Below are 25,836 nucleotides of genomic sequence, written 5' to 3'. Positions count from 1 at the left end.
CCCCCACGCACGAGGCGTGGGGGCAGACCCGCAGGTAGGACGAGGGATCAGGCGCGAGGCTTCTCGCGCATCTCCCAGGTCTCGATGACGTCGCCCTCGGAGACGTCGTTGTACGAGCCGAGGCCGATACCGCACTCGAAGCCCTCGCGGACCTCGGTGGCGTCGTCCTTGAACCGCTTGAGCGACTCGATGGTGAGGTTGTCGCCGATGACGACGCCCTTGCGGAGCACCCGCGCCTTGGTGTTGCGGCGGATCTCCCCGGACCGGACGATCGAGCCGGCGATGTTGCCGAACTTGGAGGAGCGGAACACCTCGCGCACCTCGGCGGAACCGAGCTGCACCTCCTCGTACTCCGGCTTGAGCATGCCCTTGAGGGCCGCCTCGACGTCGTCGATCGCCTGGTAGATGACCGAGTAGAACCGGACGTCCACGCCCTCGCGCTCGGCCAGGTCCTCGACCCGCTCCGCGTACTTGACGTTGAAGCCGATGATGATCGCCGAGTCGACGGTGGCGAGGTTGACGTCGTTCTGCGTGATCGCACCGACACCGCGGTGGATGACGCGCAGCTCGACCTCGTCGCCCACGTCGATCTTGAGCAGCGCGTCCTCCAGCGCCTCGACGGCACCGGACACGTCGCCCTTGAGGACCAGGTTGAGGGTCTCGACCTTGCCCTGCTGCAGCGCGAGCGTGAAGTCCTCGAGGCTGACGCGCTTGCGGCGCTTGGCCAGGAGGGCGGCGCGCTCGGCGGCCTCGCGCTTCTCGGCGATCTGACGGGCGGTGCGCTCGTCGGGTGCCACCAGGAAGGTGTCGCCGGCGCTCGGCACCGACGCCAGGCCGAGGACCAGCACCGGACGGGCCGGACCCGCCTCGGTGACGTTCTCGCCGTGCTCGTCGAACATCGCCCGGACGCGGCCGTGGGCCGTGCCCGCGACGATCGCGTCGCCGACGCGCAGCGTGCCGGACTGGACCAGGACGGTCGCGACGGCGCCGCGGCCCTTGTCGAGGTTCGCCTCGATGGCCACGCCGCGCGCGTCCTTGTCGGGGTTCGCCCGCAGGTCGAGCGCCGCGTCCGCCGTCAGCAGGACGGCCTCGAGCAGCTGGTCGATGCCCATCCGCTGCTTGGCGGAGACGTCGACGAACATCGTGTCGCCGCCGTACTCCTCGGCCACCAGGTTGTACTCGGTGAGCTGCTGGCGGATCTTGGCGGGGTTCGACCCCTCCTTGTCCACCTTGTTGACCGCGACCACGATCGGCACGCCGGCCGCCTGGGCGTGGTTGAGCGCCTCGATCGTCTGGGGCATCACGCCGTCGTCCGCCGCGACCACGAGGATCGCGATGTCCGTCACCTGCGCACCACGGGCACGCATGGCGGTGAACGCCTCGTGACCCGGGGTGTCGATGAACGTGATGGCCCGGTCCTGGCCCTCGTGCTCGGTCCGGACCTGGTAGGCGCCGATGTGCTGCGTGATGCCGCCGGCCTCGCCCGCGACGACGTCCGTGGACCGGATGGCGTCGAGGAGCTTGGTCTTTCCGTGGTCGACGTGACCCATGACCGTGACGACCGGCGGACGCGGGAACAGGTCCTCGTCGCCCTCCGCCTCGAGCTCGGCGTCCAGGTCGATGTCGAAGGCCCCGAGCAGCTCGCGGTCCTCCTCCTCGGCCGAGACCATCTCGACGACGTAGCCCAGCTCGGTGGCCAGGGTGCCGAAGGTGTCCTCGTCCAGCGACTGCGTCGCGGTCGCCATCTCACCGAGGTGGAACAGCACCGTGACGAGCGAGGCGGGGTTCGCGTCGATCTTGTCGGCGAAGTCGTTCAGGGACGAGCCGTGCCGCAGGCGGACGACGGTCGTGCCGTTGCCGCGCGGGACCTGCACGCCGCCGAGCGACGGCGCCTGCATCTGCTCGAACTCCTGGCGCTTCGCGCGCTTCGACTTCCGCCCGCGGACGGGGCGGCCACCGGCGCGACCGAACGCGCCCTGCGTCGAGCCACGACCACCGGCACCGGGACGACCGCCGCCACCGGGGCGACCGGCGAACCCGCCGCCACCACCGGGACGACCGGCGCCACCGCCGCCGTAGCCACCGCCACCGCCGGGACGACCACCGCCGCCACCGGGGCGCGCGGGACGCTCGCCCGGGCGGCCGACGCCGCTCGCGCTGCGACCCGGCATCATGCCGGGGTTCGGACGGGGACCGCCAGGACGGGGCGCCGCGGGACGGGGACCGCCGGGACGGTCGCCCGCACCGGTCGGGGCACCGGCGCCGGCCGAGGCGGCGGGCGCCTCGGAGGACCGGCGCTCACCCGGGCGGGGCATGCCCTGCGAGGGTGCGAACGGGTTGTTGCCCGGACGCGGGCCACCGGGACGCGGACCGCCGGAGCGGGGCATGCCCTGGGACGGCGCGAACGGGTTGTTGCCCGGGCGGGGTGCGCCCGGACGGGGTGCGCCACCGGGACGCGCGCCCTGACCCTCGCCCGAGCGGGCGGCGGGACGGGCGGGCGCGGCCGGCGCCGGAGCGGCCGGGCGGGCCGGTGCCGGACGGGCCGCGGGGGCCGCCGGAGCCGGGGTCGCCTGGGCGGCCGGTGCCGGGGCGGCCGGACGCGCGGCGGGTGCCGGAGCGGCCGGGGCCGGGGTCGCCGCCGGAGCGGCGGGCGCCGGAGCGGCCTGCGCCGGGGCAGCCGGAGCTGCCTGGGCCGGGGCAGCCGGCGCGGCGGGGGCCGCGGCAGCCGGCTTGGGCGCTGCCGGACGTGCGGCGGGCTTGGACCCGCCGGCCGCCGGGTAGGTGTCCCGCAGCTCGCGGACCACCGGCGGTTCGATCGTCGAGGATGCCGAGCGGACGAACTCTCCGAGATCGTTCAGCTTGGTCATGAGGGTCTTGCTGTCGACTCCGAGCTCCTTGGCGAGCTCGTAGACGCGGACCTTGGCCACATCTCTCCCTGTCTTGGTCCGCCCAGACAGGGTCGGACCGTCATTAGTGCTGGGTACTCATCGCTGGGTACTCATCGGTGCGTGCTCATCGGGCAGCCATCGGCTCTCGTCCCGCTCCCTCGTCGAATGTGCACATGCCACCCGGCCCTGTCGCCGGGTGACGGTCTCCCCTCACTGCGCCCCGAGGTGCTCCCGCACCGCGGACGTGTCCAGCGGCCCTGCGAGACGCAGGGCCCGCGGGAACGCACGACGGCGCTCGGCGAGCTCGAGGCAGTGAGGATCAGGGTGCAGCCACGCACCCCGGCCCGGCAGCGCCCGGCGCACGTCGACCACGACCGCGGGTTCTCCCGCGTCCGTCGTCGCCGCCACCACACGCAGCAGGACCGACCTCGGACCGGTCGCTCGGCACCCCACGCACGTGCGCACCGGACCCACGACGACCTCCGCGGCGGTGTCCGCTGCGTGGGTCCGGGGGTGGCGCCTGCTCGGCGAGGAGAGCCGGGCGTCCGGCCCAGCCTCCGTCAGTCTAGCGCGCGAGGTCACCGGTCTCGACCGGGACCCCGCTCGTCGCCGTCCTGAGCGGCCTGCTCGGCGTCCTCCGGCGCGTCCTGCGCGTCGGAGCGGATGTCGATCCGCCACCCGGTGAGCTTCGCGGCGAGGCGGGCGTTCTGCCCCTCCTTGCCGATCGCGAGCGACAGCTGGTAGTCCGGCACGACCACGCGGGCGGCACGGGCGGCGGCGTCGACCACCGTGACGGACAGCACACGGGCCGGCGACAGCGCGTGCGCGACCATCTCGGCCGGGTCGTCGGAGTGGTCGACGATGTCGATCTTCTCGCCGTGCAGCTCCGCCATCACGGCCCGCACGCGGGCGCCGAGCGGGCCGATGCACGCGCCCTTGGCGCCCAGGCCCTGGACGTGCGAGCGGACGGCCATCTTGGAGCGGTGCCCGGCCTCGCGGGCCAGCGCCGTGATCTCCACGTGGCCGTCGGCGATCTCGGGGACCTCGAGCTCGAACAGCTTGCGCACGAGGTTCGGGTGGGTGCGGGACAGCGTGATCTGGGGGCCCTTGGCGCCGCGCGACACGTCCAGCACCAGCGCGCGCAGGCGCTCGCCGTGCACGTACTTCTCGGTCGGGACCTGCTCGTGCGCGGGCAGCACCGCCTCGGTCCCGCCGACGTCCACCAGGACGACCCGCGGGTCGCGCCCCTGCTGGATGACGCCGCCGAGGACCTCGCCCTCCTTGCCGCGGAACTGGCCGAGCACCTGGTCGTCCTCGGCGTCGCGCAGGCGCTGCACGATCACCTGGCGCGCGGTCGCGGTCGCGATCCGGCCGAAGCCCGCGGGCGTGTGGTCGAACTCGGGGCCCGTCGTGGTGGTGCTCGGGGGGACGGCCACGGTCCCGCCGTCGGCGTCCTCGCCCTCCGGCGCGGGCGGCGCCGGGACCACGGTGCGCTCGCGCGCCCACACGGTCACGTGCCCGCTGCGCCGGTCCAGCTCGACGCGGGCGTCCGGGTGCGCGTCGGGCGTCCGGTGGTAGGCGGACAGGAGCGCCTGCTCGATGGCCGAGACGAGCACGTCCAGGCTGATCTCGCGCTCGCGCTCGATGAGCCGCAGCGCCTGCATGTCGATGTCCACGTCAGTCCTCCTGGCCCTGCGGCCCGTCCGGGGCACCGGCGCGCTCGGCGGCGTCGCCCGGCTTCTTCTTGTCGTCCTTGTCCTTCACGAGCTCGACCTCGACGCGGCCGTCGCGCACCTGCGCGAGCGGCACCCGCACCGGGTCGCCGGTCTTCGCCGGGCGGCCCTTGAGCCCCGGCGTGATCGGCACGACCACCACGGCGTCGCCGCCGGCCGCGTCCGCCTGCACGTCGGCGGCCTGCACGTCGACCAGCCGGCCGGCCAGCGTGCCGCCGTCGGCCAGCGTGAGCGTGACGAGGCGGCCGAGCGCGCGGGTGTAGTGGCGGCGCGCGGTCAGCGGCGCGGTGGCACCGCGGCTCGACACCTCGAGCGTGTAGCGGTCCGGCAGCCCGTCCAGGGTGTCGAGGGCGTCGGACACCGTCCGGGACACCTCGGCGACGCCGTCCAGGTCCACCGACTCCTCTGCGTCCTCCGGGGCGTCGACCACGACGCGCACCACGTGGCTGCTGCCGTCGCGCGCGAGCTCGACGTCCTCCAGCCACAGGCCGGCGGCGGTCACCACCGGCTCGATGGTCTCCCGGATGCGCTGCGCGCTGGTGGGCGCGGGCATGTTGGCCTCCTGTGTCGGTCCTCGGTGGGTGCGGCCGTCGCCGGGCGCACGCCGCCCCGGGGGACGTCGACGCTGTGTGGTTGTCGGGTCCTGCTCGTGGAACGGCGCGCGGCGGTGACCGCGTGCTGCGACCAGCCTACTGACTCCGGCGACGCCCGGCCGCCGCGGGGTGCCGCTGCGCCCGTGCGCGGGCCCCGGCGTGGGAGGATCGCCCCCGATGCCCACGACCCGCCACCGCCACCGCCACCCGCTCGCCACCCGCGCCCTCGCCGGTGCGCTCGCCGCGGGGACGGCCCTGCTGCTCACCGGCTGCGGGGTTCGGTGGGAGACGCCGCCCCCGGGCGAGCCGGTGCCCGACGCGGTCGAGCAGGCGCGCCGGACGGCCGTGACGGACGCCACGGAGCTGCGGCTCGCCGCCGCGGGCGCGGCGCAGGGCGCCGCGGAGCCCGTCGCCGGGCTGCTGGCGCTCGTCGGCACCACCGCGGCGACGCAGGAGGCGGCGCTCGGCGGGGTCTACGACTCCGGGCTGCCCGCCGCGACCCCCACCCCCACCGCGACGGCCACGGCAACGCCGGCGACGCCCGCCGAGGTGCTGGCCCTGCTGGGCGCGGCCGCATCCGCCGCCCGCACCGACGCGCGCACGGCCACCGACCCCGGCCTGGCCCGGCTGCTGGCGTCGGTCGCCGCGTCCCGCGCGCAGCTGGTCGACCTGCTCGCCGCGGCGCTCGGCGTCGAGGCCCCGGCGGTCGACGCCGACCCCGCCGCGGCCGCCGACCCGGGCGCGGCCACCGACCCGGGCGCGGCCACCGACCCGGGCGCGGCCACCGCGAGCCCGTCGCCGTCGTCCTCGCCCACCGCGTCGCCCGGGCCCGACCCCGACGCCGCGGGGACCGACCTGGGCCGGGCGACCCTCGTCGCGCTCGTGCTCGCGGAGGACCAGGCGGGCCAGGGGTTCGAGGTCGCGGCCGCACGGCTGTCCGACGACGCCCGGGACCGGGCCCGCACCGCCGGCGCGCAGCACCGTGCCGCGGCGTCCGCCTGGGCCGCGGCCGCCGGAGTCGCCGGGACCGCCGACGACCCCCGCCGGGTGAGCTACGCCGTCGAGGGGGACCTGACGACGCCCGAGGGCGTCCGGGCGGCCTGCGCCGCGCTGCTGGTCGACCTGGCCGCGGTGCACGCCGACGCGGTGCTGGAGTCCGCGGCCGGCACGACGGACCGCACCGCGGTCGTCGACGGTCTGCGGACGTCGGCGGTGGCGGCCCTGGGCTGGGGCGCCGCACCGGCCGCGCTGCCGGGCCTGCCCGCGGTCCCCTGACCCGAGGGCGCCGAGCAGCACCCGCCGGGGCCCGAGGGCGCCGAGCGGCACCCGCCCGAGCCCGGGTCCGCGACCGGTGGCGGCCGCGGACCCGTGTCGCTCAGCGGGCGAGCAGGTCGTCCACCAGCTCGGCGACGCGGTCCGCGACGTCCGCGACCGGCACCTGCTCGGCCTGCGGCCCGCCCTCGACCGCCACGCGCGGGCGCACCTCGACGACGCCGTCCGCGAGCCCGCGGCCCACGACCACGACCAGCGGCACGCCCAGCAGCTCCGCGTCCGCGAACTTCACGCCGGGCGAGACCTTCGGGCGGTCGTCGTAGAGCACCTCGACGCCGCGGGAGTCGAGCGTGCGGGCGATCGACTCGGCGGCCTCGAACACGGCCGCGTCCTTGCCGGTGGCGACGACGTGCACGTGGGCCGGCGCGACCCCGGCGGGCCAGGCGAGGCCCTTGTCGTCGTTGTTCGCCTCCGCGAGCGCCGCGAGCACCCGGGTCACGCCGATGCCGTACGAGCCCATCGTGACGACCCGGGCCTTGCCGTTCTGGTCGAGGACCGTCAGGCCGAGCGCCTGGGCGTACTTGCGGCCCAGCTGGAAGATGTGGCCGATCTCGATGCCGCGCGCGAGCTCCAGCGGGCCGGAGCCGTCGGGTGCCTCGTCGCCTGCGCGCACCTCGGCGGCCTCGACGGTGCCGTCCGCGGTGAAGTCGCGGCCGGCCACGAGGTCGAACACGTGCCTGCCGTGCTGGTCCGCGCCGGTGATCCACCGGGTCCCGGCCACGACGCGCGGGTCGAGCAGGTACCGCACCGCGGTGCGCCCCTCCTCGCCGAGGGCCAGGCCCTGCGCGTTCGGCCCGAGCACGCCGGGGCCGATGTAGCCCTTGACCAGCTCGGGGTGGGCGGCGAAGTCGGCCTCGACGGCGGGCTCGACCTCGGCGGGGGCCACGGCGGCCTCCAGGCGCTTGAGGTCGACCTCGCGGTCCCCGGGCAGCCCGACGACCAGGAGCTCGCGCTCCCCCGTCGGGTGCGCGAGCGCGAGCACGACGTTCTTCAGCGTGTCGGCACCGGTCCACGGCCGGTCGGCGCGGGCGAACCGCTCGTTGGCGACCGCGACGAGCGCGTCGATCGTCGGGGTGTCGGGGGTGTCCTCGACGTGCGCCGCCGGGGCGTCGTCGTAGGGCAGCGCGTCGGGCACGACGGTGGTGACGGCCTCGACGTTCGCCGCGTAGCCGCCGGGCGAGCGCACGAAGGTGTCCTCGCCGATCGCCGTCGGGTTGAGGAACTCCTCGGACCGCGACCCGCCCATCGCGCCGGACGTGGCCGCGACGATGACGTACTCGAGGCCGAGGCGCTCGAAGATCCGCTGGTACGCGGCGCGCTGCGCCTGGTAGGACGCCTCCAGGCCCTCGTCGTCGAGGTCGAACGAGTACGCGTCCTTCATGATGAACTCGCGCCCGCGGATCAGCCCCGCGCGCGGGCGGGCCTCGTCGCGGTACTTGGTCTGCACCTGGAACAGCGTCAGCGGCAGGTCCTTGTACGAGGAGTACAGGTCCTTGACCAGGAGCGTGAACATCTCCTCGTGCGTGGGGGCGAGCAGGTAGTCGTTCTCGCGACGGTCCTGCAGCCGGAACAGGTTCGGCCCGTACTCCGTCCAGCGGCCCGTGGCCTCGTACGGCTCGCGGGGCAGCAGCGCCGGGAAGTGCACCTCCTGGGCGCCCGCGGCGGCCATCTCCTCGCGCACGACCTGCTCGACCTTGCCCAGCACCCGCAGGCCCAGCGGGAGCCAGGTGTAGATGCCGGGGGCGGCGCGGCGGATGTACCCGGCGCGGACGAGCAGCCGGTGGCTGGCCACCTCCGCGTCGGCCGGGTCCTCGCGCAGGGTGCGGACGAACAGCGTGGACAGGCGTAGCAGCATGCCCCGCAGCCTAGTGCGCGCACCGGCCCCGGGGTGCCGCGCGCCGGGGTGCCGCGCGGCCGGGGTCTGCGCCACCATGAGGGCATGCCCGAGCTGCCCGAGGTCGAGTCGCTGGTCGTGTTCCTGCGCGGTCGCACGGTGGGACGCACCGTCACCGGGGTCGAGGTCGGCGCGATCAGCGCGCTGAAGACGTTCCGACCCGGCCCGGACGACCTGGTCGGCGGCGAGGTCGTCTCCGCCGACCGGCACGGCAAGTGGCTCGACCTGGGCGTGCGGCCCGCGTCGGGCGGGGACGCGCTGCACCTGGTGTTCCACCTCGCCCGGGCCGGCTGGCTCCGCTGGTCCGAGGAGCTGTCGACGAACCCCGTGCGCCCCGGGCGGTCGCCCCTCGCGCTGCGCGTCCGGCTCGACGACGGGTCCGGGTTCGACCTGACCGAGGCCGGCACCCGCAAGCGGCTGGCGGTGCACGTGGTCGCGGACCCGGCGCAGGTCCCGCCGGTCGCGACGCTGGGCGTCGAGCCGCTGTCCCCGGAGTTCACGCCCGAGCGGCTCGGCGAGCTGATGGCCGCCCGCAACCAGCAGGTCAAGGGGCTGCTGCGGGACCAGGGCACGATCGCGGGCATCGGCAACGCCTACTCCGACGAGATCCTGCTGGTCGCGCGCACCAGCCCGTTCGCGCTGACCCGGTCGTTCGACGCCGACAAGGTCGCCCGGCTGCACGCCGCGACCGTCGGGGTGCTGCGCGAGGCCGTCGCGACCGCCGCGGGCCGCCCGGCGGCGGAGCTCAAGGACGCCAAGCGGCGCGGGATGCGGGTGCACGGCCGCACCGGCGAGCCGTGCCCCGGCTGGGACGGCGTGCCGTGCGGGGACACCGTGCACGAGGTCTCGTTCGCGGACTCGTCGCTGCAGTACTGCCCGACCTGCCAGACCGGCGGGACGCCGCTCGCCGACCGGCGGATGTCGCGGCTGCTGCGCTGACCCCGGGACCCTTCACCGCACGCGCACAGGATCGGACCGGAGGCTGCACCCCGCCGCCGCGCGACGGCACCGCCCCGGTCCCTAGCCTCGGAGGATGGCCTCTGCGATCACCCGGCACCGCCGCGCCGTCACCCGGCAGGTGCGCCACGCCCGACCGCCGCGCGCGCGCCGCCGCGTCGCCCGGACCGCGGCCCTGACGGCCGCGGTGCTGGCACTGGGCGGCACGTCCGGTGCGGCCGCGATGTACGCGCAGGTGACCGGCGGCATCGAGAAGGCCGACGTGGACGCCTTCCTCGGCGACGACCGCGCACCCGAGCCCGAGGCCGACCCCGTCGACGGGTACGCCGGGCGGGCGCTGAACATCCTGGTGATGGGCACCGACTCCCGCGACGGCGAGAACGCCGCCCTCGCGGGCGAGACGGACGGCATGCGGTCCGACACCACCGTGCTCGTGCACCTGTCCGCGGACCGCAGCCGGGTCGACCTGGTCTCGGTCCCCCGCGACTCCCTGGTGCGCATGCCGTCCTGCACGCTCGAGGACGGGACCACGACCGAGCCGCGCGGCTCCGTGATGTTCAACGAGGCGTTCACCGTCGGCGCCGGGGACACCGGGAACCTCGCCGCCGCGGCCGCGTGCACCCGGCTCACGTTCGAGGAGAACACGGGTCTGCGGACCGACGAGAGCATCGTCGTGAAGATGGACGGCGTCCGGGACGTCATCGACGCGCTCGGTGGCGTGCCGATGGACCTGCCCGAGGCGATGGACTCCCCCAAGGCCAACCTGCACGTGCCCGCGGGCCCGCAGGTGTTCGACGGCACCACCGCGCTCGCGTTCCTGCGTGCGCGGACCGGCACCGGCAACGGGCTGGAGACCGGATCGGACCTGTCCCGGATCGAGCGGCAGCAGCAGCTGGTCGACGCGCTCGCCGCCGAGGTCCAGGGCACCGACGTGCTGTCCGACGCCGGCAGCCTGCTCCCGCTGCTGACCAGCGTCACCCGCTCGCTGTCCATCAGCTCCGGCCTGGCCGACGTGCGGTCGCTCGCGGGCCTCGCGCTGACGCTGCGGGACGTGGACCCGGCGAGCCTCGCGCCGGTCACCGTGCCGACGGTCCCCGCCGCGTCGGACAGGTACCGGGTCGAGTGGACCGACGAGGCCGACGAGATCTGGGCCCGGCTCGCCGCGGACCAGCCGCTGGCGGACGCACCGGACCCCACCGCGACGGGCACGGCGACCGGCACCACCTCCGCGACGCCGTAGGTCAGACGTTCCCCGCGACCGTGCGGCGGGCGTCCTTCGCGACGAACAGGTCCGCGTCGGCGCGGTCGAGCAGGCTGCGCACCGAGTCGTCGGGACCGAGCGAGGCGACCCCCGCGCTGGTCGAGAGCGCCACGTGAGGTGCCGCGCCCGCCGCCCACCGGCGGGCCGCGTCCTCGTCGCGCCCCGGCAGCACCACGATGAACTCGTCGCCACCGACCCGCCCGAGGAACGCCGCCGGCGGGAGCGCCGCGCGCCACGCCGCCGTGAGCTCCGCCAGCAGGTCGTCGGCGCCGAGGTGGCCGTACCGGTCGTTCACGACCTTGAAGTCGTCGACGTCGAACGCGACCACGCTCAGCGGCGCCCCGGTCCGCAGGGCGCGCGGGACGACGTCGACCACGCGGTCGTAGAAGGCACCCCGGTTCAGCGCCCCGGTCAGGTGGTCGGTGCGGGCCTGCTGCCGCAACCGGCCCGACTGGTGCGCCATCAGCCACGACGACAGCAGCGCCATCGCGCTGGACACGACCACGATGACCGGGTGCACCGGCGCCGGGGCGAACGTCGCGGACAGGGCGATCGCAGCCACCACCACCCCGGCGACCACGGCGGCCCGCCGTCGTTCCAGCGCGTAGGCCGCGAACTGGCCCGCGACGACGAACCCGAGCGCGAACACCACGACCCCCTGCGCGGTGCGGCACGTCGTGACCAGCACGGCCGAGACGACGATGCCCGCGATCAGCACGGCCTGCGTGCTGCGCTGGTGCACCGGCAGCGCGAGGAGCACCGCGCAGAGCACGACGTCGACGGCCGACACCACGAGCCACCACTGCGTGGGCGAGTACGGGTCGGCGGGCCACACTCCGCCCAGCGCCGTGACCACCGCCATCACCAGCAGCCCGATCACGAGGTGGTCGCGCGCCGAGACCTCGGGGTCCTCCCCCGGTCCCTCCTGGCCGCCGCGCATGCCTCCCCCATCGGAAAGCGGTGCCCGTGACTGGACCGCTGGAACGGGTGAACCGGGCACGCGGGGAGGGACGCCCGGCCAGGGGGAGCGTCGCGCACGCTCCACCTACCCAGGTGCGGCGAGGCGCCGCGGCCGGCCGGACTGAGTAGTCGACCGGACCTACGGTGAGCGCCACGGCAACGACTCACCGAACGGGACTCATGCACCTCAAGCGCCTCCTCCGACCCGCCTTGCTCGCACTCGTCGTCGCCCTCGGCCCGGCGACCGCCGCTCCCGCGAGAGCCGTCTCGCCCGCGGACGGTCCGTCGGCCGGCGGCACGGTGGTGAGCGCACCCCTGCCACCGCTCGGCCACGTGGTCCTCACCGTCAGCGGCAGCATGCGGTCGAGCGTCCGCACCGTCGCCGTCGGCTCGGACGGGGTCGTGTACGCGTGGGGCAACGCCGACTCGTCACTGGGCCTGGGCGACGAGTCGGCCACCGAGCGCTCCGCGGTGCCGCTCGCCGTGGCCCTGCCGCCAGGGGTGACGGTGACGCAGGTGTCCGCCAGCGCGAGCCACGCGGTGCTGCTGACGTCGGACGGCGACCTCTGGGCGTGGGGCCGCGGGACGCGCGGCGAGCTCGGCACCGGCTCGACGTCCGGCTCGCCCGCCGCCACCCGGGTGCAGGCGCCGGCGGGGGTGACGTTCACCTCGGTCAGCGCGGGCGACTCCTTCACGCTCGCTCAGGGCGCGGACGGGCACCTCTACTCCTGGGGTGCCAACGACTACGGTCAGCTCGGCGACGGTACCCTCGAGGACCGCCCGCTCCCGGTCCGGGTGGCGGCTCCCGCCGGCGTCACGCTCACGGCTTCGTCCGCCGGATCCCGCCACGCGGTCGCGGTGGGATCCGACGGCCGCTCCTACGGCTGGGGCTCCAACCAGCTCGGCGCGCCGCTGGGGACAGCGGCGCCGACCAGCTACGGCACCCGCGTGACGACCCCGGTCGCGCTCAGCACACCCCCCGGCGTCACGTGGACGTCCGCCGTCGCGGGTCACTCCTACACGCTCGCCACGGGGTCGGACGGGCAGACGTACGCCTGGGGCGAGAACAGCCACGGGACGCTCGGCCGGGGCACGACGTCGGAGCCCTTCGCGCCCAACCCGGACGCGGCACCGGTGCTCGCGCCCGAGGGCGTGACCTTCACGCACCTCGTCGCGGGAGGCTCGCACGTGCTCGCCCTCGGCTCGGACGGGCACGTGTACTCCTGGGGCGCCATGGGCCACAGCGACGGTGCCGCCGCTCTGGGGCACGGCACCGGTGTCGCGACACCGATCCCCGGCCGTGTCGCCCTGCCCTCGACGTCCCCGGTCACGTCCCTCGCTGCCGGGAACCGCTCCTCGTTCGCCACCACGGCGGACGGCAACACCTGGGCCTGGGGCCTCGGGACGAGCGGTGAGCTCGGGACGGGCGCCCTGGTCGACGCGCCGACACCGGTGCCCTTCTGGCCGACGATCACGGTGACCGAGGTCGCGTTCGGCGGCGTCGCGGGCACCGACCTCGCCCAGAGCGCAGCCGGGTGGACAGTGACCGCACCGCCCGGGTGCGGCACCGTGGACGTCACCGTGACCTACACCGAGCTCGCGGTGCACACCCAGACGTTCCCCGGTGCGTTCACGTTCGGCAGCGCGCCCACCGTCACGCGCCACCCCACCGGCACGACGCTCGCCGCAGGAGTCACCGAGGTGACCCTGGAAGCCGCAGCCACGAGCGACGACCCGACGACGGTCCGCTGGCAGGTCGCGCACGAGGGCGGCGCCTGGACCGACGTCCCCGGCGCGACGAGCCCGACGCTCACCACCCGGCTGGACGCGGACGCAGACCTGCGGGCCGTGTTCACCAGCTGCGCCGGCAGCACCGCGACGGACCGCGCGACCGTCGTCCTGACCCCGGCACCGGCGGAACCGACGGCACCGTCCGTGGCGGGACCGAGCGCCCCGGCCCCCGGTCCCGGGGCCGATCTCGCTCTCGCCACCACGGGCTCGGCGGTGCTCGGTTGGCTCCTGCTCGCCGTGACCTCGGTCGGGCTCGGGACGGCGACACTGCAAGCGGCACGCCGCCGCGCTGCCCGGGCGGAGCAGGAGCCGAGCTAGAACAGCACCGTCGCGTACGTCCCGACCTGGCGGAAGCCCACGGCGCGGTAGGCCGCGAGCGCGCGCTCGTTGTAGTGGTTCGCGTACAGCGACACCGTGGGCGCCAGGTCGCGGCGGGTGGCCGCGACGACGGCAGCCATGCCCGACTCCGACAGCCGCTCGCCGCGACGCGAGGGCTCGACCCACACGCCCTGCACCTGCGCGACCCCGCCCGCGACCGCGCCGATCTCCGCCTTGAACACCACCTGCGGGCCGGACGCGCCGGGCTCCAGCCGGACGAACGACCGGCCGTCCCGGATCAGCGACCGCACCCGGGACTCGTACGCCCCGCCCGTGCCGCCGACGGGCGAGTACCCGACCTCCTCGGTGAACATCCGCACGCACGCGGGCAGCACGAGGTCGTACTCGTCGGGGGTGGACCGGCGTACCGCCGGGTCGGCCGGCACGCGGGGGTCGCCGTCGATCACCATCGACGGCTGGTCGGCGCGCACCTCGCGGACCGACCCCCACGCCGGCTGCAGCCGCTCCCAGAGCCCGAGCACCACCGCGGCGTCGCCGACCAGCGACGAGCACCGCCGGCCCTGCGCGCGCCCGAGCGCGGCGAACGCGTCGAGGGCGTCCGCGCGGACGGTCGGGTCGGGCACCACGGGGACGACGTTCGCGCCCGCCCAGCAGACCGCGGCGAGCGTGCCGTCGACCTCGTAGCCCCAGAGCTGCCCTCCGACGCGCCGGAGCCCCGCGAGCGTCGCCTGCTCGAGCCGGGCCGTGGCCAGCACCGCCGCCACCGGGTCGCGGCCGCAGACCGCGAGCGCGCGGGCCAGGTCCTGCTCGCCGAGCACCCGGCCCGCACCGGGGCCGACGCGGACGTCACCGGAGGCCGGGCCCTCCCACAGCCCACGCACGGCGCGTCAGCCGACCGTCACCACGGGGCCGCCGACGGCGTCGGGCTCGGCGGCCGCCATCTCGTCCGCCAGCTTCATCGCCTCGTCGATCAGCGTCTCGACGATCGCGTGCTCCGGCACGGTGCGCACGACCTGCCCGCGCACGAAGATCTGCCCCTTGCCGTTGCCGGACGCCACCCCGAGGTCGGCCTCCCGCGCCTCGCCGGGGCCGTTGACGACGCAGCCCATCACCGCGACGCGCAGCGGCACCTCCAGCCCCTCCAGGCCCGCGGTGACCCGCTCGGCCAGGGAGTACACGTCGACCTGGGCCCGGCCGCAGGAGGGGCAGGACACGATCTCCAGCTTGCGGGGGCGCAGGTTGAGCGACTGCAGGATCTGGATCCCGACCTTGACCTCCTCGACCGGCGGCGCGGACAGGGAGACGCGGATCGTGTCGCCGATCCCCTTGCTCAGCAGCGCGCCGAACGCGGTCGCGGACTTGATCGTGCCCTGGAACGCCGGGCCCGCCTCGGTGACCCCGAGGTGCAGCGGCCAGTCGCCGCGCTCGGACAGCAGCTCGTAGGCGCGCACCATGACGACCGGGTCGTTGTGCTTCACGGAGATCTTGAAGTCGTGGAAGTCGTGCTCCTCGAACAGGGACGCCTCCCACACCGCGGACTCGACAAGCGCCTCCGGGGTCGCCTTGCCGTACTTCTCGAGCAGGCGGGGGTCGAGCGACCCGGCGTTCACGCCGATCCGCAGCGACACCCCCGCGGCCTGCGCGGCGCGGGCGATCTCGCCGACCTGGTCGTCGAACTTGCGGATGTTGCCCGGGTTGACCCGGACGGCCGCGCAGCCGGCGTCGATCGCGGCGAACACGTACCGCGGCTGGAAGTGGATGTCCGCGATCACCGGGATCTGCGACTTGCGGGCGATGGCGGGCAGCGCGTCGGCGTCGTCCTGGGTCGGGACGGCGACCCGCACGATGTCGCAGCCCGCGGCGGTCAGCTCGGCGATCTGCTGCAGCGTCGCGTTGACGTCGGTGGTCGGCGTCGTGGTCATCGACTGCACGCTGACCGGGGCGTCACCGCCGACCTCGACGGTGCCGACGCGGATCTTGCGGGTCGGACGCCGGGGGGCCAGCACGGGTGCGGGCGCCTCCGGCATGCCGAGGCTGATCGGGATGCTCACCGGGTCATCATCGCACCGCGCCGGGGCCGCGGCCCGTCAACCCAGCGACACCGGCGCGACGACGTCCGCGTACGCGAGGAGCAGGCCCATCCCGCCGAGCACGACGAACACCGCGAGCGCCAGCGGCTGCAGCCGGGCGGCGTCCGCGGGCCGCGGGCGGGGCAGCCGGCGCAGGCGCGCGACCTGCCGCTTCAGCCCCTCCCAGAGCGCCGCGGCGACGTGGCCGCCGTCGAGCGGCACCAGCGGGATCAGGTTGAACACGAACAGGGCGATGTTGAGCGACGCGAGGATCGAGAGCATCGACGCGACCCGCTCGGCGACGCCGAGCCCGGCCACGTCCGCGGACGCGACCTCGCCGGCGAGCCGGACGACGCCCACCGGGCCGAGCACGCTGCTGGAGTCCCGCTCGGCGCCGCCGAAGGCGCTCTGCGCGACGCCGACCAGGTTGGTCGGCAGGGTGACGACGGCCTTGCCGGTCTGCCAGAGCGCGTCGCCGGTGACGGTGACCACCTCGGACACCGGCTGGCGCTGCAGCTCGGTCCCGGGGCTGATCCCGAGGAACCCGACCTCGGAGGTCACCGGGTCGCCCGCGTCGTCGAGGACCACGGCGCCGTCGTCGCCGACCACGGGCCGCTCGGCGACCACGGGCGTCACGGTCAGCTCGAGCCGCTCGCCGTCGCGCTCCACGACCACCGGGACCGCCTCGGCGCCCGTGCCGCGGATCATGCCGCTCAGCTGCTCCCAGGACTCCACCGGGGCGCCGTCGTAGGCGACGACGGTGTCTCCGGGTCGCAGGCCGGCCTCGGCGCCGGGGGCCGCGGGATCGGCGTCGGTGCACTCCGTGGCGGTGGACGACGCGGGCAGGACGCACTGGCTGACCGCGGACAGCGTGGTGCTGGACCCGAGCGTGCCGATGCCGACGTAGACGACCGCGAGCAGCACGACGGCGATCACCAGGTTCATCACCGGTCCGCCGAGCATGACGACGAGCTTCTTCGGCGTGGACAGCCGGTAGAACGCCCGGTGGTCCTCCCCCGGCCGGATCTCCTCCGCGCTCGCCTCACGGGCGTCGGCGGCCATCCGGCTGAAGAACCCGCGCACCGGCGGGTTCCCGACGGCCTCGGGCGTCGGGTACATGCCGATCAGCCGCACGTAGCCGCCCAGCGGGATCGCCTTGACGCCGTACTCGGTCTCCCCGCGGGCGCGGGACCACAGCGTCGGGCCGAACCCGACGAAGTACTGGCTCACCCGCACGCCGAACCGCTTCGCGGGGACCATGTGGCCGACCTCGTGCAGGGCGATGGACGCGAGGATGCCCAGGACGAGGACGACGACGCCGATCACGTACGCCATGACGCTCCGTTCGGAAGGTGGTGCACGGCGCGGGGACCGTGGTTCAGCGGGCCGACCCGGGTGCGGCCGACCCCCCATCCTGCCCCGTCCGGCTGGACGCCGGCTGGACGTCGGCCGCGTGGCCCGCGTGCTCCGGGTGATCCGCGTGATCGGCGGGGCCCGCGTGATCGGGCTCGTCGGGCTCGACCTCGACGCGGTCCCGCCCGGCGCGCTTGGCCCGGTACATCAGCGCGTCGACGCGGGCGATCGCCGCGCGCGGGTCCTCCCCCGGGCGCAGGGCGGTGACGCCGAGGCTCGCGGTCACGTCGACGGGCACCTCGCGCCGGACCGCGACCGGCACCGCGGCGCGGAGCCGCTCGGCCAGCACGGCACCGTCCGCCACCGCCATGCCCGGGGCGACGACCAGGAACTCCTCGCCACCGAGCCGCGCCACCAGGTCGCCCGAGCGCACCTGCCCCTCCAGGGCCTGCGCGACGGCCACCAGCACCCGGTCCCCCACGGCGTGGCCGTGCAGGTCGTTGACCGCCTTGAACCGATCGAGGTCGAGGAACACCAGCGCGACCGGCAGCCCCGAGCCCACGACCCGCGCCTGGTAGGCGATCTCGTCCTCCAGCCGGCGCCGGTTCGCCGCGCCGGTCAGCGGGTCGCGCGACGCGATCTCCCGCATCGACGCGGCCTCCGCGCTGGCGACCTCCGCGACCAGGAACGCCCGGGCCGCGTGCTCCTTGGTCCGGGACAGCACCCAGACCATCGCCGCGAGCACCGCGAGGTACACCGCGTAGCGCAGCAGGTCGACGACGTGGTCACCGCTCGCGGCCGTCCGGGGGCCCCGCAGCAGGCCGACCAGCCCGGCGACCACGGCGAGCGCGACCAGGGCCCCGGCGTGCAGCACGGCGAACCGCGTCGGGTAGACGAGGTAGCCGATCACGACGAACAGGGCGAACCCCATGAACGTCGTCGGGAACAGCGCGGCCCACCCGTCCGCACTGCTCAGCAGGCGTGCGGCCATCACCGCGAGCCACAGCGTGTCGAGGCCCGCGAGCACCAGCCGCGACACCACGACGGTCGCCTCGGGCCGGCGCAGCACCAGCCACCCGAACAGCAGCACCACCGCGAGCAGGAACGGCGAGACACCCCGCAGCAGCGCGTCGTCCCACCGCAGCACCAGGACGGCGACCACGGCGACGGCACCCAGCCCCAGGCACGCCAGCAGCACCCGCCGGATCAGCCCGGTCGTCGGGTCCCCGGACCGGCGGGCCAGGGGCAGCTCGCGGTGCGGCGGGGCGGGTGCGGTGCCGGGCGTGGCGGTGCCGGGCGTGGGCGTGCCGGGCGTGGCGGTGCCGGGCGTGGGCGTGCCGGGCGTGGCGGTGCTCGGCGGGGCGGGCGTGGGCGAGGCGGTCATGGGCGAGGCGCTCTCGGTCGGCAGGTGCACGCACGGTACCGCCGTGCGGGCGCCGTCGGCAGGGTGCCAGCCCCGGATCACCCGCTGCCCGCGGACGCAGGCGCCCGGCGTGGCCGGGTCCGTCAGCGCGCCGCGACGAGCTTCCCGGGCCCGGGCCCGCGCGCGGTCCTCGGCCGCGTGCACGTCGGCGAGGTCCCGCACCGGGCCGCCGTCGTGCTCGGCGAGCACCGCCTCGACCGTCGCGACGACGTCCAGGAACCCGAGCCGGCCGTCGAGGAACGCCGCGACCGCCTCCTCGTTGGCGGCGTTGTAGACCGCGGGGTGCGTCGGCGACGCGGCGACCGCGGCCCGCGCGAGCGCGACCGCCCCGAACACGTCCTCGTCGAGCGGCTCGAACGTCCACGACGCCGCCCGCGTCCAGTCGCACGCCGGGACCGCGTCGGGCAGCCGCTCGGGCCAGGACAGCCCGAGCGCGATCGGCAGCCGCATGTCCGGCGGCGAGGCCTGGGCGATCGTCGACCCGTCGGCGAACTCGACCATCGAGTGCACGACGGACTGCGGGTGCACGACGACCTCGATGTCCGCGACCGGCACGTCGAACAGCAGGTGCGCCTCGATCAGCTCCAGCCCCTTGTTCACCATCGTCGCGGAGTTCACCGTGACCACGGGGCCCATCGACCAGGTCGGGTGCGCGAGCGCCTGCTCCGGCGTGACGTCGGCGAGCTCGGCACGGGTCCTGCCCCGGAACGGCCCGCCCGACGCGGTCAGCACGAGCCGGCGCACCTCCCCGCGGGTGCCGCCGCGCAGGGCCTGCGCCAGGGCGGAGTGCTCGGAGTCGACCGGCACGACCTGGCCCGGGCGCTGGACCGCGGCGCGCACCAGGGGCCCGCCGGCGACCAGGGACTCCTTGTTGGCCAGCGCCAGCGTGCTGCCCGCGCCGAGGGCGGCGAGCGTCGGGCCCAGACCGACCGACCCGGTGATGCCGTTGAGCACCACGTCCGCGCCCCGGGCGGCGAGCTGCGCGGCGGCGTCGGGCCCGGTCAGCACCTCGACGCCCATCTGCCGCAGCCCCGCGTCGGCGGAGGCGCGGACCAGCTCGGCGAACACGGTGCCTGCGGCGTCCGGGTCGGCGACCGCGACGGTCTGCGCGCCGAGCGCCACCGCCTGCCGCGCGAGGGCCGCGGGGTCGGCGCCGCCGGCGCTGAGGCCGGTGACCCGGAACCGCTCGGGGTTCCGCGCGATCACGTCGACGGCCTGGGTGCCGATCGATCCGGTGGAGCCGAGCAGGACGACAGTACGGGGGCTCATCCGCCCCATCCTGCCGGACGGTTCGCTACTCGGCGGCGAGCAGCACGTCCACGGCGCGCTCGAGGAACGCGTCCACGGGCGCCTCGGCGTACGCGCCCGCGCCCTTCTTCCGCGCGAACACCGCCGAGCGCACGTCCTGCGCGGCCAGCGGCGCGTTCGAGTCGAAGTACGCGACGAGCCGGTGGCACAGCGCGTCCACGTCGGAGGCGAGATACCCGGCCTGCCGACCCTTCGGCGCGTCGAACCGCTCGCCGTCGGCGCGGGTCAGCCGGCCGTACAGGGTGCGGGCCTGCTCGGCGAGGTGCTCGAGCCAGGCCTGCCGCCCGCGCTCGGCGATGAAGTCGGCACGGGCGCGCGCGACGAACGCGGCCTCGAGCCGGTCGAGCGCCGCGTCCACGGCGGTCGTCGAGTAGCCGTGCCGGACCAGGTCGAACGCGACGGTGCGCACGTCCTTGCTGGACAGCGCGCCGGCGGGGCCCTGCTCGTACACGGTCCGCGCGTGCGTGAAGAAGTCGTCGACCTCCTCGGGGTGGTAGCCCGTCCGCACCCCGGTCACCCGCCGGAACATGGCCCCGCCGCTCATGCGTCCTCCTCCGCGGCCAGCTGGCCGCATGCACCGTCGATGTCGCTGCCACGGGTGTCGCGGACGGTGGTCGGGATCCCGTGTGCGCGCAAGCGTGCCACGAACTCGGCCTCGACCGCGGGATCGCTCGCGGTCCACTTCGAGCCGGGCGTCGGGTTCAGCGGGATGGGGTTGCAGTGCACCCAGCCGCGGCCCCGGCGGTTGAGCTCCGTGCCGAGCAGGTCGGCGCGCCATGCCTGGTCGTTGATGTCCCGCATGAGCGCGTACTCGATGGACACCCGGCGACCGGTCGCCTGGAAGTACTCGTAGGCGGCGTCGATCGTCTCCTTGACGCTCCACCGCGTGTTGATCGGCACGAGCTCGTTGCGCAGCTCGTCGTCGGGGGCGTGCAGCGACAGCGCGAGGGTGACGGGGATGCCCTCCTTCGCGAGCTTGCGCATCGCGGGCACCAGGCCGACGGTCGACACCGTGATGTTGCGGGCCGACATCCCGAAGCCCTCGGGCACCGGCGCGACCATGCGGCGCACGGTCTCCATCACGGTCTTGTAGTTCGCGAGCGGCTCCCCCATGCCCATGAACACGACGTTCGACAGCCGGGTCTCGCCGCCGGGGACCTCCCCCGCCGCGAGCGACGCCGCCGCTCGGCGCACCTGCTCGACGACCTCGGCCGTCGACAGGTTACGGGTCAGGCCGAGCTGGCCGGTCGCGCAGAACGGGCACGCCATCCCGCAGCCCGCCTGGCTGGACACGCACAGGGTCGAACGATGCGCGTACCGCATGAGCACCGACTCGACCTTGGCGCCGTCGAACAGGTGCCACAGCGTCTTGACGGTGGTGCCGCCGTCCGCCTGCATCGTCCGGGCGGCGGTCAGCAGCTCGGGGAACAGCGCCTCGACGAGCGTGTCGCGGCTCGCCGCGGGCAGGTCGGTCATCGCCGCCGGGTCCGCGGTCAGGTGGCTGAAGTAGTGCGTCGCCAGCTGCTTGGCGCGCAGCGGCTTCTCGCCGAGCGCGGTGACGGCCTCGATGCGCTCCTCGGGGGTGAGGTCGACGAAGTGCTTCGGCGGCTTGCCGCGGGCTCCCCGGGTGGGGGCCGACAGGTTGAGTGCGACGGGCGTGGCGCTCACGCGGTCCTCCTCGGGGTGGTTCGAGCGGGTGGGTGCGGGTGGTGCGGGGTGGCCGTCAGGAGACGACGGGCTGGAGCGTGTGCAGCAGCAGGAACACGACGGGGGCGGCGAGCAGCATCGAGTCGATCCGGTCGAGCACGCCGCCGTGGCCGGGCAGGAGCGTGCCCATGTCCTTCAGCTCGAGGTCCCGCTTGATCATCGACTCCCCCAGGTCGCCCAGGGTGGCGACGGCGACCGTCGCGACGCCCAGCAGCGCACCGAGGGCGGGGTCCCCGTCGAACATGAAGTGGATCCCGAGGACGCCGATCACGCACGCCAGGACCACCGAGCCGAGCAGACCCTCCCAGGTCTTCTTCGGGCTGACGGACGGCGCCAGCGGGTGCCGTCCGATCAGGACGCCCACCACGTAGCCGCCGGTGTCGTTCGCGACGCAGAGCAGGATGAACAGGGCGACGCGCAGGGCGCCGTCCTCCTCCGCGAGCAGCAGCATCACGAAGCCGGCCATCAGCGGCAGGTACGCCGCGGCGAACACCCCCGCGGTGGCGTCGCGCACCGCACGCGGCCCGCTCCCGTCCAGCACCCGCCAGACGACGATGCCGCCCACGGTGAGCACGAACGCGACGAACAGCGCCTCCATGCCCGCGACGTACGCGGAGACCAGGATCCCGACGTCACCGACGATCAGGGGCGCGACCGGGATCCCGACGCCGCGACGGGCGAAGGCGTTCGCGAGCTCCCAGAGCCCGGCGCCGACGGCGACGACCGCCACGACGCCGAACAGCTCCTTGCGCAGGAACAGGGACGCCGCGACGGCGATCAGCAGGGCGACGCCGACGGCGACGGCGACGGGGAGGTCGCGCCCGGCACGCGAGGTGCCGGGCGCCGGGGCGACGGCGGGGTGGGACGACATCAGACCTCGAGCAGCTCGTTCTCCTTGGAGGAGAGCAGCGCGTCGACCAGGTCGACGTGCCGCTTCGTCAGGGCCTCGAGCTCCTTCTCGGCGCGCGTGACCTCGTCCTCGCCGGCCTCGCCGTCCTTGACCAGGCGGTCGAGCTCGTCCTTGGCCCGACGACGGACGTTGCGCAGCGAGACGCGCGAGTCCTCGGCCTTGGTCTTGGCGAGCTTCACGAACTCCTTGCGGCGCTCCGTGGTGAGCGCGGGCAGGCTCACCCGGATGACGTTGCCGTCGTTCGTCGGGTTCACGCCCAGGTCGGAGTCGCGCAGCGCCTTCTCGATGCCCTGCATGGCCGACTTGTCGAACGGCGTGATGAGGATGGTGCGCGCCTCGGTCACGTTGAACGACGCCAGCTGCTGCAGCGGCGTCGGGCTGCCGTAGTAGTCGACCGTGATCTTGTTGAACATCGCCGCGTTCGCACGACCGGTGCGGATGGCGGCGAAGTCCTCCTTGGCGACCTCGACGGCCTTGTCCATCTTCTCCTCGGCCTCGAGGAGGATCTCGTCGATCACGGTTGCTCCTTAGCGTTGCTGGGTGCTGGCGTCTGGCTCGTCAGTCCTCGGTGACCAGCGTGCCGATCTTCTCACCCCGGAGGACGCGGGTGACGTTGCCGGGCTCCTCGAGCCCGAAGACGCGCATCCGCACGCCGTTGTCGCGGCACATCGACAGGGCCGTCGAGTCCATGACCCCGAGCTCCTGGACGATCGCCTCGGTGTAGGTCAGGTGGTCGAGCTTGACCGCCGTCGGGTCGGTGCGCGGGTCCGCGGAGTAGACGCCGTCCACCCCGTTCTTGCCCATCAGCACCTCGTCGCAGTGCGTCTCGAGGGCGCGCTGCACGCAGACGGTGTCGGTCGAGAAGTACGGCATGCCGGCGCCGGCGCCGAAGATGACGACGCGGCCCTTCTCCATGTGCCGGATGGCACGCAGCGGGATGTACGGCTCGGCGACCTGGCCCATCGTGATGGCGGTCTGCACGCGCGTGTCCACGCCGGCCTGCTCCAGGAAGTCCTGCAGCGCCAGGCAGTTCATGACCGTGCCGAGCATGCCCATGTAGTCGGCACGCGCCCGGTCCAGGCCGTTCTGCGCGAGCTCGGCGCCCCGGAAGAAGTTGCCGCCGCCGCAGACGATCGCGACCTGGACGCCGTCGGCGACCGCCGCGCTGATCTCGGCCGCGACCCGCCGGACCACGTGCGGGTCCAGGCCGATCGAGCCGCCGCCGAACGCCTCGCCCGAGAGCTTCAGCAGCACCCGGCGGGCATGGGTCTCGTCGGTCACGGGGAACCTCCAGGTCGTCGGCGGGGATGGTGCGAGACGATCTCGCGCCGGTGGCCCCGGCCCTCGCGGGCCGGGGCCACCGGGTGGTGCGTCGTCAGGCGCCGACGCGGAACCGCACGAAGCCGGTCACGGTGCCGCCGACCTCGGCGAGCACCTGCGCGACGGACTTCTTCGAGTCCTTCGCGAACGGCTGGTCCAGCAGGACGACGTCCTTGAAGTAGCCGGTCAGACGACCCTCGACGATCTTCGTCAGGGCGGCCTCGGGCTTGCCCTCGTTGCGGGCGGTCTCCTCGGCGATGCGGCGCTCGTTCTCCACCGTCTCGGCCGGGACCTCGTCGCGCGTCAGGTAGGCCGGGGAGAACGCGGCGATGTGCGTCGCGATGTCCCGGGCCACCTCGGCACCCTTGGCGTCGGTCGCGACGAGCACGCCGACCTGCGGGGGGAGGTCCTTGTTCACCTTGTGCAGGTAGACCGAGACCTTCTCGCCGGCGACGCGGGCCACGCGGCGGACGACGACCTTCTCGCCCAGCACGGCGGCGGTCTCGTCGACGACCTCCTGCAGGGACTTGCCGTCGACGTCGGCCGCGAGCAGCGCGTCGGCGTCGCGGGCACCGCTGGCGACGGCGGTCGCGAGGACCTTCTCCGACAGCGTGATGAAGGTGGTGTTCTTGGCGACGAAGTCCGTCTCCGAGTTCACCTCGACGATGACGCCGACCTCGTCGGTGCCGTCGGCGGTGGTGACGACCTCGGCGGCCACCAGGCCGTCGGAGGCCGAGCGGCCCTCGCGCTTGGAGACGCCCTTCAGGCCCTTGACGCGGATGATCTCGAGCGCCTTGTCGGCGTCGCCACCCGCCTCCTCCAGGGCCTTCTTGACGTCGAGCATGCCGGCGCCGGTCTTCTCGCGCAGCGCCTTGATGTCAGCCAGGTTTGCCATCTGTGCTTCCGTCCTTCTCGTCAGTGCGTGGGAGTGGCGGACCGGGTCACTTGGACTCGGCGTCGCCCTCGGTCGCGGCGGTCTCGGCGGCAGCGGCGGGCGCCTCGGCCTCGGCCGGGGCCTCGGTCGCGGCGGGGGCCTCGGCGGCGGGCGCCTCGGTCGCGGCGGGGGCCTCGGCGGCCACCGACTCCTCGGCACCGGCCAGGAGCTCGCGCTCCCACTCGGCCAGCGGCTCGGCGTCGGCCGGAGCGGCCTCGGCGCCGCCACCCTGACGGGCGGAGTGACGCTTCATCGTGCCCTCGGCGGCGGCGTCCGCGATCACGCGGGTCAGCAGCTGCACGGCGCGGATCGCGTCGTCGTTGCCCGGGATCGGGTAGTCCACGACGTCGGGGTCGCAGTTGGTGTCGAGGATCGCGACGATCGGGATGCCGAGCTTGCGCGCCTCGTCGACGGCCAGGTGCTCCTTGTTGGTGTCCACGATCCACACGGCGGACGGCGTGCGGGTCATGTCCCGGATGCCACCGAGCGTCTTCGCGAGCTTGTCCTTCTCGCGACGCATGATGAGGAGCTCCTTCTTCGTGAAGGCGCTGCCCGCGACGTCGTCGAAGTCGATGAGCTCGAGCTCCTTGAGGCGCTGCAGGCGCTTGTTCACCGTCTGGAAGTTGGTGAGCATGCCACCGAGCCAGCGCTGGTTCACGTACGGCATGCCGACGCGGGCGGCCTGCTCGGCGACGGGCTCCTGCGCCTGCTTCTTGGTGCCGACGAAGAGGATGGTGCCGCCGTGGGCGACGGTCTCCTTGACGAACTCGTAGGCGCGGTCGATGTACGACAGCGACTGCTGGAGGTCGACGATGTAGATGCCGTTGCGCTCGGTGAAGATGAAGCGCTTCATCTTGGGGTTCCAGCGGCGGGTCTGGTGCCCGAAGTGGACACCGCTCTCGAGCAGCTGGCGCATGGTCACGACGGCCATGGCACGTCCTTCCGACGCGCCCCGCGAGGGGCGCGCGCATGTTCACGGGCCCGCCGGGGCAGGTCCGCTCGTCCGGTTGTCGGCGCCTCCCGGGACGGGCGGCACCCCTGGCGCCACGCCCACGTCGACGCCG

21 protein-coding genes and 1 pseudogene are annotated in these 25,836 nt (G+C 74.8%); 4 read left to right on the top strand and 18 right to left on the bottom strand.

The window, feature by feature from the left end; all coding sequences use genetic code 11:
• Nucleotides 1–47: 47 nt before the first annotated feature.
• The 4 genes from infB to AC1VL8_RS11680 all read right to left on the bottom strand — a co-directional run bounded on the left by infB (nucleotide 48) and on the right by AC1VL8_RS11680 (nucleotide 5,174).
• Nucleotides 48–2,927 (bottom strand): translation initiation factor IF-2, encoded by a 2,880-nt coding sequence (infB, locus tag AC1VL8_RS11695; RefSeq protein WP_483075279.1) that lies wholly within the window; start codon nucleotides 2,925–2,927, stop codon nucleotides 48–50.
• A gap of 171 nt (nucleotides 2,928–3,098) precedes the next feature.
• Nucleotides 3,099–3,296, bottom strand: coding sequence for a YlxR family protein (locus tag AC1VL8_RS11690; protein WP_483075278.1), 198 nt, complete (start codon nucleotides 3,294–3,296; stop codon nucleotides 3,099–3,101).
• 170 nt (nucleotides 3,297–3,466) lie between these two features.
• Complete coding sequence (gene nusA, locus AC1VL8_RS11685; RefSeq protein ID WP_483075277.1) at nucleotides 3,467–4,564, bottom strand: transcription termination factor NusA; 1,098 nt, start codon at nucleotides 4,562–4,564, stop codon at nucleotides 3,467–3,469.
• Between the two features lies 1 nt (nucleotide 4,565).
• Nucleotides 4,566–5,174: a ribosome maturation factor RimP gene (locus tag AC1VL8_RS11680; RefSeq protein ID WP_483075276.1), complete on the bottom strand. Its 609-nt coding sequence runs from the start codon at nucleotides 5,172–5,174 to the stop codon at nucleotides 4,566–4,568.
• 217 nt (nucleotides 5,175–5,391) lie between these two features.
• Here AC1VL8_RS11680 and AC1VL8_RS11675 point away from each other — a divergent pair, with 217 nt between their 5' ends.
• Complete coding sequence (locus AC1VL8_RS11675; RefSeq protein ID WP_483075275.1) at nucleotides 5,392–6,489, top strand: DUF4439 domain-containing protein; 1,098 nt, start codon at nucleotides 5,392–5,394, stop codon at nucleotides 6,487–6,489.
• A 100-nt stretch (nucleotides 6,490–6,589) separates the two neighbouring features.
• On the opposite strand, the gene AC1VL8_RS11670 is transcribed toward AC1VL8_RS11675, so the two are convergent.
• Entirely contained in the window at nucleotides 6,590–8,401 is a 1,812-nt protein-coding gene (locus AC1VL8_RS11670) for a proline--tRNA ligase (RefSeq protein ID WP_483075274.1), read from the bottom strand.
• An 84-nt stretch (nucleotides 8,402–8,485) separates the two neighbouring features.
• Between AC1VL8_RS11670 and AC1VL8_RS11665 the strand changes: the two genes are divergently transcribed.
• Both AC1VL8_RS11665 and AC1VL8_RS11660 read left to right on the top strand, forming a co-directional pair.
• Entirely contained in the window at nucleotides 8,486–9,379 is an 894-nt protein-coding gene (locus tag AC1VL8_RS11665; protein WP_483075273.1) for an Fpg/Nei family DNA glycosylase, read from the top strand.
• 94 nt (nucleotides 9,380–9,473) lie between these two features.
• Nucleotides 9,474–10,637 (top strand): LCP family protein, encoded by a 1,164-nt coding sequence (locus AC1VL8_RS11660; RefSeq protein WP_483075272.1) that lies wholly within the window; start codon nucleotides 9,474–9,476, stop codon nucleotides 10,635–10,637.
• A 1-nt stretch (nucleotide 10,638) separates the two neighbouring features.
• Here AC1VL8_RS11660 and AC1VL8_RS11655 read toward each other — a convergent pair whose 3' ends face one another.
• Nucleotides 10,639–11,598, bottom strand: coding sequence for a GGDEF domain-containing protein (locus AC1VL8_RS11655; RefSeq protein ID WP_483075271.1), 960 nt, complete (start codon nucleotides 11,596–11,598; stop codon nucleotides 10,639–10,641).
• Between the two features lie 323 nt (nucleotides 11,599–11,921).
• Between AC1VL8_RS11655 and AC1VL8_RS11650 the strand changes: the two genes are divergently transcribed.
• Nucleotides 11,922–13,727 (top strand): RCC1 domain-containing protein, encoded by a 1,806-nt coding sequence (locus AC1VL8_RS11650; protein ID WP_483075270.1) that lies wholly within the window; start codon nucleotides 11,922–11,924, stop codon nucleotides 13,725–13,727.
• On the opposite strand, the gene AC1VL8_RS11645 is transcribed toward AC1VL8_RS11650, so the two are convergent.
• From AC1VL8_RS11645 to rpsB, 12 genes and pseudogenes are all read right to left on the bottom strand, one after another.
• Complete coding sequence (locus tag AC1VL8_RS11645) at nucleotides 13,724–14,629, bottom strand: GNAT family N-acetyltransferase (RefSeq protein WP_483075269.1); 906 nt, start codon at nucleotides 14,627–14,629, stop codon at nucleotides 13,724–13,726. The two genes, AC1VL8_RS11650 and AC1VL8_RS11645, sit on opposite strands and share 4 nt — an antisense overlap.
• A gap of 6 nt (nucleotides 14,630–14,635) precedes the next feature.
• Entirely contained in the window at nucleotides 14,636–15,799 is a 1,164-nt protein-coding gene (gene ispG, locus AC1VL8_RS11640; protein WP_483075268.1) for a flavodoxin-dependent (E)-4-hydroxy-3-methylbut-2-enyl-diphosphate synthase, read from the bottom strand.
• Nucleotides 15,800–15,835: 36 nt separating this feature from the next.
• Nucleotides 15,836–17,152, bottom strand: a complete 1,317-nt coding sequence (locus AC1VL8_RS11635; protein ID WP_483075267.1) for a M50 family metallopeptidase — start codon at nucleotides 17,150–17,152, stop codon at nucleotides 15,836–15,838.
• Nucleotides 17,153–17,195: 43 nt separating this feature from the next.
• Nucleotides 17,196–17,819 carry a GGDEF domain-containing protein gene (locus AC1VL8_RS11630; protein WP_483076242.1) on the bottom strand — a complete coding sequence of 208 codons (624 nt, stop codon included), beginning with the start codon at nucleotides 17,817–17,819 and terminating at the stop codon, nucleotides 17,196–17,198.
• An 876-nt stretch (nucleotides 17,820–18,695) separates the two neighbouring features.
• A pseudogene (gene dxr / locus AC1VL8_RS11625) lies at nucleotides 18,696–19,862 on the bottom strand (1-deoxy-D-xylulose-5-phosphate reductoisomerase); the annotation flags it as partial.
• Between the two features lie 25 nt (nucleotides 19,863–19,887).
• Nucleotides 19,888–20,445 carry a DivIVA domain-containing protein gene (locus AC1VL8_RS11620; protein ID WP_483075266.1) on the bottom strand — a complete coding sequence of 186 codons (558 nt, stop codon included), beginning with the start codon at nucleotides 20,443–20,445 and terminating at the stop codon, nucleotides 19,888–19,890.
• Nucleotides 20,442–21,569: a dual-specificity RNA methyltransferase RlmN gene (gene rlmN / locus AC1VL8_RS11615; RefSeq protein WP_483075265.1), complete on the bottom strand. Its 1,128-nt coding sequence runs from the start codon at nucleotides 21,567–21,569 to the stop codon at nucleotides 20,442–20,444. The genes AC1VL8_RS11620 and rlmN overlap by 4 nt, the downstream gene beginning before the upstream one ends.
• Nucleotides 21,570–21,624: 55 nt before the next feature.
• A complete protein-coding gene (locus AC1VL8_RS11610; RefSeq protein WP_389227349.1) occupies nucleotides 21,625–22,479 on the bottom strand; it encodes a phosphatidate cytidylyltransferase in 855 nt (284 codons plus the stop codon).
• Nucleotides 22,479–23,036, bottom strand: a complete 558-nt coding sequence (frr, locus tag AC1VL8_RS11605) for a ribosome recycling factor (RefSeq protein ID WP_483075264.1) — start codon at nucleotides 23,034–23,036, stop codon at nucleotides 22,479–22,481. Before frr ends, AC1VL8_RS11610 begins: the two co-directional genes overlap by 1 nt.
• Before the next feature lie 40 nt (nucleotides 23,037–23,076).
• Nucleotides 23,077–23,799 carry a UMP kinase gene (gene pyrH, locus AC1VL8_RS11600; RefSeq protein WP_389227343.1) on the bottom strand — a complete coding sequence of 241 codons (723 nt, stop codon included), beginning with the start codon at nucleotides 23,797–23,799 and terminating at the stop codon, nucleotides 23,077–23,079.
• 94 nt (nucleotides 23,800–23,893) lie between these two features.
• Complete coding sequence (gene tsf, locus AC1VL8_RS11595; protein ID WP_483075263.1) at nucleotides 23,894–24,733, bottom strand: translation elongation factor Ts; 840 nt, start codon at nucleotides 24,731–24,733, stop codon at nucleotides 23,894–23,896.
• A 46-nt stretch (nucleotides 24,734–24,779) separates the two neighbouring features.
• On the bottom strand, nucleotides 24,780–25,703 hold the full coding sequence (rpsB, locus tag AC1VL8_RS11590) for a 30S ribosomal protein S2 (protein ID WP_389227337.1): 924 nt from the start codon (nucleotides 25,701–25,703) through the stop codon (nucleotides 24,780–24,782).
• Nucleotides 25,704–25,836: the final 133 nt, after the last annotated feature.

Source organism: Cellulomonas sp. KU4C (assembly GCF_056868065.1).
This window is presented reverse-complemented; position numbering and strand designations above follow the sequence as displayed.

Coding starts and splice junctions, on each gene's coding strand:
- AC1VL8_RS11680 (WP_483075276.1), bottom strand. CDS start 5,174: ATGCCCGCGCCCACCAGCGCGCAGCGCATCCGGGAGACCATCGAGCCG.
- AC1VL8_RS11675 (WP_483075275.1), top strand. CDS start 5,392: ATGCCCACGACCCGCCACCGCCACCGCCACCCGCTCGCCACCCGCGCC.
- AC1VL8_RS11670 (WP_483075274.1), bottom strand. CDS start 8,401: ATGCTGCTACGCCTGTCCACGCTGTTCGTCCGCACCCTGCGCGAGGAC.
- AC1VL8_RS11665 (WP_483075273.1), top strand. CDS start 8,486: ATGCCCGAGCTGCCCGAGGTCGAGTCGCTGGTCGTGTTCCTGCGCGGT.
- AC1VL8_RS11660 (WP_483075272.1), top strand. CDS start 9,474: ATGGCCTCTGCGATCACCCGGCACCGCCGCGCCGTCACCCGGCAGGTG.
- AC1VL8_RS11655 (WP_483075271.1), bottom strand. CDS start 11,598: ATGCGCGGCGGCCAGGAGGGACCGGGGGAGGACCCCGAGGTCTCGGCG.
- AC1VL8_RS11635 (WP_483075267.1), bottom strand. CDS start 17,152: ATGGCGTACGTGATCGGCGTCGTCGTCCTCGTCCTGGGCATCCTCGCG.
- AC1VL8_RS11630 (WP_483076242.1), bottom strand. CDS start 17,819: ATGCGGGAGATCGCGTCGCGCGACCCGCTGACCGGCGCGGCGAACCGG.
- AC1VL8_RS11620 (WP_483075266.1), bottom strand. CDS start 20,445: ATGAGCGGCGGGGCCATGTTCCGGCGGGTGACCGGGGTGCGGACGGGC.
- AC1VL8_RS11610 (WP_389227349.1), bottom strand. CDS start 22,479: ATGTCGTCCCACCCCGCCGTCGCCCCGGCGCCCGGCACCTCGCGTGCC.
- tsf (WP_483075263.1), bottom strand. CDS start 24,733: ATGGCAAACCTGGCTGACATCAAGGCGCTGCGCGAGAAGACCGGCGCC.
- rpsB (WP_389227337.1), bottom strand. CDS start 25,703: ATGGCCGTCGTGACCATGCGCCAGCTGCTCGAGAGCGGTGTCCACTTC.